The sequence below is a fragment of the Streptomyces sp. NBC_01017 genome, from assembly GCF_045162795.1.
Lineage (GTDB): Bacteria > Actinomycetota > Actinomycetes > Streptomycetales > Streptomycetaceae > Streptomyces > Streptomyces machairae.
Window position 1 is genome coordinate 7352704 of the sequence record NZ_CP108683.1, and the last position, 10972, is coordinate 7363675.

Here is a 10972-nt window from a genome sequence, read left to right on the forward strand (position 1 = left end):
ATCGTGGCCCGCATCGCCCTCGTCACCTGCCGTCCCGGCCCCGAGGTCAGCGTCGACCGTGACCTCCCGGTGCTGGTGCGGGCGCTGCGGGAGGCCGGGGCCGAGGCGGAGTCCGTGTACTGGGACGACGAGCAGGCCGACTGGGGCGGCTACGACCTCGCCGTGATCCGCTCCACCTGGGACTACAGCTGGCGTGCGGCCGAATTCCTGGCCTGGGCGGAGCGCTGCGGCAAGGCCACCCGGCTCGCGAACCCCGCCGAGGTGGTCCGCTGGAACGCCGACAAGCGCTACCTCGGCGACCTCGCCGAGGCCGGGGTACCCGTGGTGCCGACCCGCTACTTCGCGCCCGGCGGCACCCCGAGCGCCGCCGGCCTCCCCCTCGACGACGAGTACGTCATCAAGCCCACCTCCGGCGCCGGCGCCCGCTTCGCCGCCCGGTACACGCCCGACGAGCACGACACGGCCGTACGGCACCTCGCGCGCATGCACGCCGAGGGCCTCACGGCGATGGTGCAGCCGTATGTGAGGGGCATCGAGGTCAGCGGAGAACGGGCCCTGCAGTTCTTCGGCGGCCGCCTGCTGCACGCCAGCCGCAAGGGTGCCGTCCTCACCCCCGGCACGCCGTACGACGAGCGCAAGGTCGCCCATCCGGGCCTCGAACCCTGGACCCCGACCCCGGCCGAACTCACCGTCGCCGAACGCGCCCTGGCCGCCGTACCGCACACCGCCGCGCTGCTGTACGCGCGCGTGGACCTCGTCGACGGGGAGGACGGGCCGGGCGGGCAGCCGCGGGTGATGGAGCTGGAGCTCGTCGAGCCGAATCTGTTCCTGTCGCTGCATGCGGGGTCGGTGCCGGGGGTTGTCGAGGCGATTCTGGCGGCCGCGGTTCGGTGAGACCACGCCGGACGGGCCCGCCGGACGCCGTCCTGCGGCCGCCGGTCAGGGACGGTCGGACGGACCGGGCCCGGGCGGGGGCCCGCCCGGCAGTGCGGGGGGATCGGGGGCCGCTCCCGAGCGCAGGCGCTCGAAGACGAGGTCGAAGGTGAAACCGGCGCTGAATCCGAGGGGCAGCGTGAAGAACAGGAGCCTGCGCACGTCCAGTTCGTCCAGCAGGGAGGGCACCGTGAGCAGTTGGGACGCCACGTACAGCAGGACGGAGACGACCCCCGCGCCCAGCCCGCGCACCGCCGCTCTCGGCCACTGACCGGCCGTCTCGAAGGAACTGCGGATCACCGCACCGGCCATGGCCGCCAGCAACGGCGTCACCACCAGCACCCCGAGCCGGCGGCCGGTCGCCGGGCCGGGCTCTCCGGCGAGCACGAAGCCCAGCAGCGAGCACACCAGTAACAGCAGGGCCACGACCGTACCCAGGCCGGCGGAGAGCAGGGACCGGCGCTCGCTCCGGTCGCGTTCGCGCTGCCAGTCCGTGCGGCGCAGCCGCTGACGGTCCAGGCACCGGACGAGCCGGCGCGCGGAGTCGGCCCGCCAGTCCTGTCCGAGGAGAACGATGTCGTCGTCGGTCGTGTCGTTGCGGACCTTGTCCAGGTTGGCCCACACCTGGCTCGCCCCGCCCCCGAAGGCGGCGACCGGCAGCAGCGGAACGCGCTGAGCCATGGCGATGACCCCGGCCACCCGGGTCGACCGGCCCCCGCCGACGAGCAGCGCGGCGTCACTGGCCAGCAGCGTCCGGTAGAAGGAGACCTCCCACTCCGGGCCGGTGTCCCGGACCACCCGCACTTCCGCCGCGCTGCCCTCCGGCAGCCCGAAGTCGTGGTCCTGGTGCCGGGGTACATGCAGGAACACCACGCCCGCGCCGTCCACTTCCTGGGCGTATCCCTGGACGACGTCGTACTCGATGTATCTGGGCTTGGCGGAGAAGACGGCGAGGTCGTAACCGGCCAGCGCGAGTTGACGGCCCAGCTCGCGGCAGGCGGCCGGGGCGGCCTCGGAGTGTTTCAGCCCGGGTGAGTACGTGCGGCCTGGCTCGACGCTGCCCACGATCGCGATGACCGGGCGTGCTCTGTCGGACGACACCATCCCCCGCTTCCCCCGCGGTCGTCGTCGACCGGCGGTCCGCTGCTTCCGTGAGGATTTCCGGCAGCTGAGCCCACCACACGTAAGTTTCACATAAGGGTCCGTCAATTCGTCGACATAGCGCCGAGTTGACCTATGTCCCGATCACCTGTCAACCTCTCCGTCCTACAGGGGCGAGTGAGCTCCGACTGGGCACGTGCGGCAGGACGGTCAGTGGTCGATGGCGATCACCTTCATCAGTCACAGCTCGGCGAAGACCGAAGAGGATCAGGCGAACGCCGATTCGGTACGGACCGAACTCATCAAACGGTTGCCGGACCTCGGCTGGGACGTGCGCGTGGACGACCTGCTGCCGCCCGGGACGGACTGGCGGTCGGTTCTCTACGGATGGCTGGCCGACTGCGACGCGGCGGTCGTGCTGGTGAGCAAGGACGGGCTGGAGTCCACCTGGCTCAAGCGCGAGGTCCACATCCTGTTGTGGCGGCGGGCGGTGGGGTCACGCCTCACCATCGTGCCCGTGCTGCTGAAGGGGCTCTCACCGCGGGAGCTGCGGCGCTCGGAGCTGTCCCAGCTCGCCGATCTGCAGTGCGTCCTCCAGGAGGAGACCGAGCCCGCGGACCTGGTCTCCCTGATCGTCGAACGCCTCGGTGACCTCGGCGGATGCGCGGACAACTCGGCGATGCGCGCCATGACGACCAAGATCGAACACTGTCTGGACGAGGTGACCGACCGGTTCACCCTGCGGTCCATGGCCCACCGGCTCGGCTCCGAGGGGGACTGGCGCTTCCCGACCGCGTCCGAGGAGCGGCGCCATGTCGCGCACCAGGTCCTGGCCCCGGTGCCCACCCAGAAGGTGCCGTCGGCCGTCAACGAGGTGGAGTTCTTCCTCGCCCTCGACCGGCTGAACAAGCTCATCAGCCTGCTGCTCCCCACCTGGATCGATCCCCTGGGCGTACGGCTGCTGCTCCCCGGCGAGCGCCGGGTGGTCGCCACGCTGGCCGGTGCCCGGGCCGAGACGGCCGAGCAGCACATCCACCGCGCCTCCTGCTTCTCGGGCGCCTACTGGGTGAAGGCCGTCGACCTGGTGGCCGGCGAGGCCCAGCACGAGGAGCACATGACGGCCTGCCTGACGGCGATATGCGCGCTGCTCAAGTCGGACGACGAGAACGAGCTGCCGATCGAGGGCGAGGTGCTCTTCCTCGTCATCGACCCCGCCGGCACCGAACTCGACGTCGTCGGACATTTGGTGCGCACCCTGATCGGGCGATTCCACTGGCTCAACATCATCGTCCTCACCGACCGGACCGATCCCGCGGACCTGGGCGTCCCGACCGCCGGCGCCGTGCACATCCCGGTGCAGCCCGGCGCCGAGGGGCAGATGGCGCGCACGCGGCGGGCGCTGAAGGAGATCCGCGACAGGAGAAGCGGTCACGGAAAGGACGCCGAGTCGTGATCCCCGAGCCGACCCCGCCGCAACCGACCGCCCGCAACGCCCCCGACCGCCCCGACGGCCGGGCCTACGTCGTACGCGGCGACCTCGACCTGGCCGTCGACGTCGCCCTCGCCACCGGACGGCCGCTGCTGCTGCGCGGCGATCCCGGCTCCGGCAAGTCGTCCTTCGCCGCGCACGTCGCGTGGCAGCACAACTGGGCGTATCACGAGCACGTGGTGACCTCGCGCACCCAGGCGCCGGACCTGCTGTGGTCGTTCGACCATGTGCTGCGGCTGGCGGACGCCCAGGCACAGCGGCTCAAGCCGATCGACGCGTATGTGGAGCCCGGTGTGCTGTGGAAGGCGTTCGCGCCGCACTCCGCCCGCGCCCACGCGCTGCGCGCCCGCCGCCTGCCCCGGTCCCGTGGCCGACGGCCCGTCAGGACGGACACCGCCGATCTGCGCGCCCGTTCCGTCGTACTGATCGACGAGATCGACAAGGCGGACCCCGAACTGCCCAACGGACTGCTCGTCCCGCTGGGTTCGCGCCGTTTCACCCTCTCCCAGACGGGGCGTGAGATCGAACCCGAGGACGACACCAAGGCACTCGTGGTCATCACCACGAACGAACAGCGCGAGCTGCCCGAGGCGTTCCTGAGGCGCTGTCTGGTCGTGAAGCTCGAACACCCGGAACCGGCGGAGCTGGTCGAGGTCGCCCGCGCCCATGTGGACGCCTACGACGGCCCCTTCACCGAAGCGGACCTGCTCCTCGCCCAGGACCTGGCGGACGCGGTGCAGCGCCTGCGCAAGGACGCGGACCGAAGAGCGCACCGCAAGCCCAGCACCGCCGAGTTCCTGGACGCCTTCCACGCGTGCCGGCAACTGGGCATCCGGGTCGAGGACAGCGACGAGCGCTGGCGGACGCTGCGCCGGATGGCGCTGCTGAAGCAGGACAACGTGGCGTGACCGGACAGGTCCCCGAGATCTGGGTGGCCGATCTGGCCCGGGCCTTGGACGCGGTGGGCGATGACCCCGCACTGCAGCGTCGCGCCGCCCGGCTGCTCGGCTTCGCCGACGAGCCACCGCCGCCCGGGCCGCCGCCGGACCCGGCGACCGGGGCGCCCGCGCCTGCCCCGCCCGGCCCGCCCGCCGAGGAGCCGCCCCTCCCTCCGCCCGCCCGCCGCCCCGGTGACGTCGGCGCCCCTCCCGAACCACCGCCACCCGACATCGGCCCGGGGCCGTCCGAGGGGCATACCGGACCGACCGGCCCGCCCGTGCTGGAACCCGTCCGCCTCGACGCCCTCGAACCCACCGACTGGGAAGCCGTCCGCTCCCTCGACGAGGTGACCGAGCGTCACCTCACCGCCCGGCCGCCGCTGGAGCCGCTGCTCACCAGACGCTCCTCCGCCGCCATCCTCAACGCCGCCCTGACCACCCTGGTCCGTGACGACGGCGAACCGGACATCGACGCCCTCGTCGAGGCCTTCGCCCGGGGCATCCCGCTGACCCGGCTGCCGCGGGCCGCCCGTCCCACTCTCCGCTTCGGCGTGCAGGTCCTTCTCGACCAGGGCGACAGCATGGAGCCGTACCGGCGTGACCAGAAGGAACTGGCCCGCCGGATCACCGGGTTGGTCGGCGCGGAACTCACCCAGGTGCGCTGCTTCGCCGATGTGCCGGCCCGGGGCACGGGCCCCGGCTCCCCGCGCACCTGGCAGCCGTACCGGCCGCCCAGTCCGGGGACCCGCGTCCTGGTCGTCTCCGACCTCGGTGTGGGCGGGCCCGTGCTGCATCCACGGCGGGCCTCGGTCGCCGAGTGGCACCACGTCCTCGACGAGATCGTCCGGGCCGGATGCACGGTCCTGGCCCTTGTGCCTTATCCGGTCAACCGGGTGCCCGCGGAGCTGGCCCCGCTGCTGTCCGTCCTCACCTGGGACCGGACCACGACGGTGAGCACGGTCTCCGCCCTGGTCGGAGCGCGGCGGTGACCGTGACACGCGACCGGCAGGCCGTCGACCCCGTCGAGAAGCTGGCGACCGCGCTCAGCGTGGCCGTGCGCGTGGAGCCCGAACTGATCCGGGCCGTGCGGCTGGCGCTGTTCCCGCGGCTCGGCGTGGAGACCGAGTCCGACCTGTGGTTCAGCGGACTCGTGCGGTCCCAGGGGCCCACGGGCATCGTCTTCGACACCGCCGAACGCCACCGGCTGCAACGCCGGTTGGAGCGATGGCTGCGACAGCAGCCGCAGGACGCCCCGGTGCACTCCCTGTGGCGGATCGTCCAGCATGTGCACGCCGATCTGTCACCGGCCCTGCTGCTGGAGGAAGAGGTCACCTGGCTCGCCGTGGCCGGACGCCTCGCCGAGATCGACGGCGCCCTGGCCCCGGCGTTCAAGGCCATCACCCAGCAGAATCGTGACGGCCTCAGACAATGGCTGGCCTCGGCCTGGGACCGGCTGCCGCAGGCCGTCCGCGACTCGCCCACGGGCTGGCAGCTCGCCCAGACCGTACGCCCCCGCGTCCCGGCCCGGCGTTTCCCGTTCACCGTGGAACGCGCCCCGCTGCCGGCCCGCCGACTCGGCGACCTCGCCCGCGTCCTCGACGACATCCGGATCACCGTACGCCGGGACGGGGACGAGCTGGAGGTCGACGGCCGGGCGTACGACCCGGACGCGCGCATCGACGTGCCACCGGGCACGTACGCCCTCCCGGTGCCCGACACGGCACCGCGCGTACTGACCCTGCTGGCCGGCGGTCCGCGGGAGCGGGACGAAGATCTGTCCGTTCCGGTGACCTGGCAGATCCGCGTGCCGGTCGGTCCGGGACCGGTCCTGCTGCGCAGCGCACGGGGGCAGGTGTTCCGCCTGCCGGACCAGGCTCCGGCGCCGCGCGGCGGAGGACCGGCGGGCCGTTTCCTCGGCATCGCCGTCGCCCGGTACGAGCACGCGCAGCTGCCCCCGCTGGACCACTCCCGCGGCCTGTGCCGTGAGGTGGGGGCCGCCTTCGGCGACACCTACGCCAAGGAGTACCTGGCCGACCCGTCCCTCGCCGCGGTCACCGAGCGGCTGGCGCGGCTGACGGCGCTGCGGCACGACGGCCCGCTGGTGGTGTACGTCCGCGGGTACTCACTGCCCGGTCCGGGCGGCCCGCGGCTCGCCCTGCGCGACAGTGACCCCGCTCGGCCGGACACCGCCCTGCCGAGCGAAACGCTCTTCCGCCTCGCCGCCGGTTCGGGCGCCGACCAGGTACTCGTCCTGCTCGACACCGTGCGGCCGCCGGGCAGCGACGTCGACTGGGGCTATCCGCCCCCGCCCATGGACCTGACCACGGCGAGCTGGACGGGCCGGATCGCCGTCGTCGTACCCCACGACACCGGATGGGACAGGCTGTTCGGCTCCTGGCTGGTACGGCTGCTGCGGCGCGGCCCGGACGAGGTTCCCCAGGGGTGGGGCTGGTCGCCGAGGGATCGGTTCATCACCGGCGGAGAGGTCTTGCGGGCGGTCGGCACGGACTGGCCGGGTGAGTACCCGTCGACACCGCGGGACTTCGCCACGGGCGTGCCGCGCGAACTGCTGCCCAACCCGCGCTTCGCCCTGCGGCGCTTCCCCGACGACCTGAACCCGGCCGACTTCGGGGAGGCGTACGCCCACGAGGCCGCCGCGTTCCTCGGCGAGGTGATCGGCGACGTCACCACCTCGCGCGAGGACCGGGACCTCGCCGTCGCGAACATGGTGCTGTTGGGACCGGACCGGGGCGTCGAGGCCGCCGTCGCCCTGGACGACGTGGCGGAACGCCATGCCGCGGCCGGCCGCCGCACCGACGCGGCCGCCGCTCACCAGCACGCGATCACCGTGCTGCGACCCCTCGTCGAGCAACTGCCCCTCCAGGCGCTGCCGGCGCTCGGGGCCTCCCTGTACGGTCTCGCGAGCCGGCACGCCGAGGCATACCGCTGGGCGGAGGCGGGCCCGGCCGTCGAGGAGTCCGTGGCGCTGCGTCGCCGACTCGCCGTCGACCGCCCGGAGCAGCGGCCCCGGCTGGGCGAGAGCCTGCACCTGTGGTCTCTCGTCCTGCACGGCAGCGGACGGCACGAGGCGGCCCTGAGCGCCGCCGCCGAGGCGGTCGACCTGTTCCGTCGGCTGGCCGACGAGGACGCCCTCACCCACCGTCCCGCGCTGGCGGTGAGCCTGAGCAGTCTCGCCAACCGGTACGGCTCGCTCGGCCGGCGGCAACAGGCCCTGCAGGCCGCCGTGTCGGCCGCGGCCGTGCGACGGGAGCAGGCCGAGGCGGATCCGGCCGGCCGGGCCGACCTGGCGAGGAGCCTGCACGTTCGCTGGTACTGGGAACGTGCCGTGCAGTACGTCGCGGCGGCGCACGCGACGATGTTCGAGTGCGTGAGCATGCGCAGGGACCTGGCCGCGCTGCACCCAGAAACGTATCGCCCACAGCTCGCCGAGAGTCTCAACTGCCTCGCCATCAGCCTCGCGGACCTGGGCCGGGTCGACGGCGCGATCATGACCGCGCGCGAGGCCGTGGGAACCTACGGCGAGCTCGTCGCCCACGGAGCGGTGGACCTCCGCCAACCCCTCGCCCGCAGTCAGCGCAACCTCGCGCTCTGGCTCGGCACCCAAGGCCGGCCGGCCGAGGCGGTGTCGGCGGCGTCCGAGGCGGTCGGACACTACCGGGAGCTGGAGGCCGAACAGTCGGGCCTGCACCGCGCCGATCTGGCGGACGCCCTGGAGATGCGGTCCTGGGCCCTCGACCTGCTCGGTGACGGCAGACCGCGGGCGGCCGACGCGGCCCGGGAGGCGGCCAACCTCTACCGCCGGCTCTTCGCCACGCAACCGCGGAAGTACCGGCGTGCCCTCGCCAGAAGCCTCAACACGCTGTCCGTCCGGCTGGACACGCTGGGCCGCACCAGGGAGGCGGCGAGGCTGCGCGAGGAGGTCCGCGCCGTTCTGGCCGACTCGGACGGCACCTCCTAGCCGCGAACCGCCACCCGCTGCAACAACCCCCAGCTGAACTCCGCAACCACCTCCCGCCGCACCCCCTCCCCGTCCGGCGCCGCGAAGGCCAGCCCCCAGCGTGTCGGGGCCGTTCCCTCCAGGGGCCGGGCGGGGGCGAAGGCGCGGGCCGCCTCGTCGACCGTGCAGGACCAGGGGGTGAGGTCGGCGAGGGTGTGCAGGGCCGGGGCCTCGGAGCCGGGGGCGCGGACCAGCCACTCGTTCCAGACCGCGCCGTTCGGGGCGAGCAGCACCTCGAAGCGGAGGCCGGGCCAGAGGGGGACCGGCCAGAGCCAGGCCTCGCACTCCAGGTCGCCGACCTTGCGGGTGATGACCGACTCGGGCGCGCCCAGCACCGAGCGGTACCGGGAGGCGGCCCCGCGTGCGCGCGGGGAGCGGACCATCGCCTGCCAGCGCTTGTTGGCCTCGCGCATGTCGGCGATCGAGACGCCCAGCTCGTGGCGGGCGCTGTCCACCAGGTCCGGGTTGTGGTCGGCCATGCGGCGCAGCAGCACCAGCTGGAAGTCGAGCGGGGTGAAGGGGCTAGCGGGGTGCTTTCCGGAGGGCATGCGCTCCATCGTCGCCCACGGGGCGGCGGCCGTCGGGAAGAAAGAGGACCGAATTGACGTACCGGGGGCCTCGGAACGGCAGCACGCGGCGCAGCAGGCCTTGGGTGACGACGTGGGCGGCCTCGGCCTGGTGTGCCTCCAGCGGGAAGGCGGACAGGGGGATCCAGTCGCGGCCGGGCAGGACCCAGCCGTCGTAACCGAGCAGGGAGAGATACGTCAGCACCGGGGCGATCGGCTGGATGCGGGACTCCAGCTCGACGAACAGGGCGGGCCGGTCGCGCGCGAGGAGACCGGTCGCGCCGCGCAGCACCGCGAGCTCGCTGCCGTCCACGTCGACCTTGACGAACCCGACGTCCTTGAGGCCGAGTTCGTCGAGGGTGACACAGCTGACCGGGAGGGCCGTGGCGTGGATGTTCCGGCGGACCAGGGAGGACACCCCCCGGTCGCCCGCGTCGTGCGGCGGCAGCCAGAGCCGGGCCGTGCCGGGACGCTCGGCCGCCGCGGCCTGCACGACCCGGACGTTGGGCGGGGCCGTCGCGGCGAGGAGCCGCGCGAGGTGCGGGACCGGTTCCACGGTCACCACCCGGCGGGCCCTTCTCGACAGCCGCCGCGTCCACGGGCCGTACCACCCGCCGACGTCCACGGCCGTTCCGCACCCGGCGGGGCACAGCTCGGCCAGCCGGGCCAGCTCGGGCTCGAAGCGCGGGTACACGGCCCGGGCGACAGCGGCGACCACGCGGGTCGGCAGGAGTGGGGCGATGCTCGCGGCCAGGGTCATGGGGCCATCCGTTTGAGTAGTTCCTCGTGTTCGTCGTCGGAGACCTGCTCCCCGGAGGCCGGCAGCAGCTGCGGGATGCCGTCCACGATCGGGTAGCGCCGGTGCAGGCGCGGGTTGTACAGCGCCTCGGCCGCCGTCCGAGCACTCGGCTCGTCCGGTACGACCAGGTGCAACGGCCCCTTGTCGAGCGGGCACGCCAGGATCTGGAGCAACGGGTCATCGGGCTTCATGGTGGGGTCAACTCCTTGGCGCCGATGGCGGGTTGGGGAGAGGGCGGGGCCGGTGGGTCGTGCCTCGGCATCGACAGCAGTACGACTACGGCGAGCGCCGTACCCGCGACCCGCAGCGCCAGCCGCAGCGGTTCCTCGGGCAGCGCCTCGCCGAACGACAGCGTGCCGAGCACGGCCGTGTACAGACTGGTCACCGTCGTGCACACCGGCACGATCAGCGAGGCCCGGCAGCGTTGCAGCGCCGCCTGCGACATGACCAGCCCGAACGCGCCGGTGAACAGGAGCAGATACGGGTACGGGGAGCGCAGCAGGTCCAGCACGGCGTCGCCGATTCCGCTCGTCGTCAGGTAGCTCGACACCCCCTTGATGGCCAGCGAGCTGACGCCGTACAGCAGCCCCACCGCCACGCCGTACTCGACGCCGGCCGTCGGCAGCCGGTGCCGGTGCCGGGCCCTGCGCTCCGCCGAGTTGTACAGCCACACGCCGGCCGCGAGCGAGGGCACGCACACCAGCAGGATCAGCGGATACGGGGCGGCCCGGCCGACGGCCTCCCCGCCGCCCGGGCCCTCCCGCAGCGACAGCACGACCATCAGCAGCGCGGCGAGGATCGCGCCGAGCGCGTACCGCTCCCGCCCGCTGGTCTCCTCGCCCAGCAGCCGAGCCGAGAGCAGCACGAGGAGCACGAGCCCGGAGACGAAGATGCCCTGCGCGGCGGCGATGGGCAGCGTGCGGTAGACGACGAGCTGCGCGCCGAAACCGGCGGCGAGGGCGAGCGACCCGCCGATCCACAACGGGCTGCCGAGCACCAGCCGCAGCAGCCGGGCGGGTTGCCGGATGTTCACCTGCGGAAGTGCGGTGAGCGCCCGTTTCTCCAGGACGAAACCGAGGCTGTACAGGGTGTTCGCCATCAGGGCCGCGGCCACTCCCCACCACATGG

Annotated in this window: 10 protein-coding genes; 5 read left to right on the forward strand and 5 right to left on the reverse strand. The window is 73.3% G+C overall.

Annotated elements, in window-relative coordinates:
- Window positions 1-3 precede the first annotated feature (3 nt).
- Window positions 4-894, forward strand: a complete 891-nt coding sequence (locus tag OG331_RS33780; protein ID WP_406210451.1) for a RimK family alpha-L-glutamate ligase — start codon at window positions 4-6, stop codon at window positions 892-894.
- A 45-nt stretch (window positions 895-939) separates the two neighbouring features.
- Here OG331_RS33780 and OG331_RS33785 read toward each other — a convergent pair whose 3' ends face one another.
- Entirely contained in the window at window positions 940-2037 is a 1098-nt protein-coding gene (locus OG331_RS33785; protein WP_406203190.1) for a hypothetical protein, read from the reverse strand.
- A 217-nt stretch (window positions 2038-2254) separates the two neighbouring features.
- Here OG331_RS33785 and OG331_RS33790 point away from each other — a divergent pair, with 217 nt between their 5' ends.
- Genes OG331_RS33790 through OG331_RS33805 form a run of 4 tightly spaced genes read left to right on the forward strand, consistent with a single transcriptional unit; the run spans window position 2255 to window position 8440 of the window.
- Entirely contained in the window at window positions 2255-3487 is a 1233-nt protein-coding gene (locus OG331_RS33790; protein WP_406203192.1) for a toll/interleukin-1 receptor domain-containing protein, read from the forward strand.
- Window positions 3484-4431 carry an AAA family ATPase gene (locus OG331_RS33795; protein ID WP_406203194.1) on the forward strand — a complete coding sequence of 316 codons (948 nt, stop codon included), beginning with the start codon at window positions 3484-3486 and terminating at the stop codon, window positions 4429-4431. Before OG331_RS33790 ends, OG331_RS33795 begins: the two co-directional genes overlap by 4 nt.
- Window positions 4428-5450 (forward strand): hypothetical protein, encoded by a 1023-nt coding sequence (locus tag OG331_RS33800; RefSeq protein WP_406203196.1) that lies wholly within the window; start codon window positions 4428-4430, stop codon window positions 5448-5450. The genes OG331_RS33795 and OG331_RS33800 overlap by 4 nt, the downstream gene beginning before the upstream one ends.
- On the forward strand, window positions 5447-8440 hold the full coding sequence (locus tag OG331_RS33805) for a hypothetical protein (protein ID WP_406203198.1): 2994 nt from the start codon (window positions 5447-5449) through the stop codon (window positions 8438-8440). Before OG331_RS33800 ends, OG331_RS33805 begins: the two co-directional genes overlap by 4 nt.
- Here OG331_RS33805 and OG331_RS33810 read toward each other — a convergent pair.
- Genes OG331_RS33810 through OG331_RS33825 form a run of 4 tightly spaced genes read right to left on the reverse strand, consistent with a single transcriptional unit; the run spans window position 8437 to window position 10958 of the window.
- The gene (locus OG331_RS33810; RefSeq protein WP_406203200.1) at window positions 8437-9036 is read right to left on the reverse strand and encodes a hypothetical protein; all 600 of its coding nucleotides are present in this window, start codon (window positions 9034-9036) and stop codon (window positions 8437-8439) included. The two genes, OG331_RS33805 and OG331_RS33810, sit on opposite strands and share 4 nt — an antisense overlap.
- Window positions 9002-9805, reverse strand: a complete 804-nt coding sequence (locus tag OG331_RS33815) for an FkbM family methyltransferase (protein WP_406203202.1) — start codon at window positions 9803-9805, stop codon at window positions 9002-9004. The genes OG331_RS33810 and OG331_RS33815 overlap by 35 nt, the downstream gene beginning before the upstream one ends.
- Complete coding sequence (locus tag OG331_RS33820) at window positions 9802-10035, reverse strand: Trm112 family protein (RefSeq protein ID WP_328881883.1); 234 nt, start codon at window positions 10033-10035, stop codon at window positions 9802-9804. The genes OG331_RS33815 and OG331_RS33820 overlap by 4 nt, the downstream gene beginning before the upstream one ends.
- The gene (locus OG331_RS33825) at window positions 10032-10958 is read right to left on the reverse strand and encodes a hypothetical protein (RefSeq protein WP_362378675.1); all 927 of its coding nucleotides are present in this window, start codon (window positions 10956-10958) and stop codon (window positions 10032-10034) included. The genes OG331_RS33820 and OG331_RS33825 overlap by 4 nt, the downstream gene beginning before the upstream one ends.
- Window positions 10959-10972 lie beyond the last annotated feature (14 nt).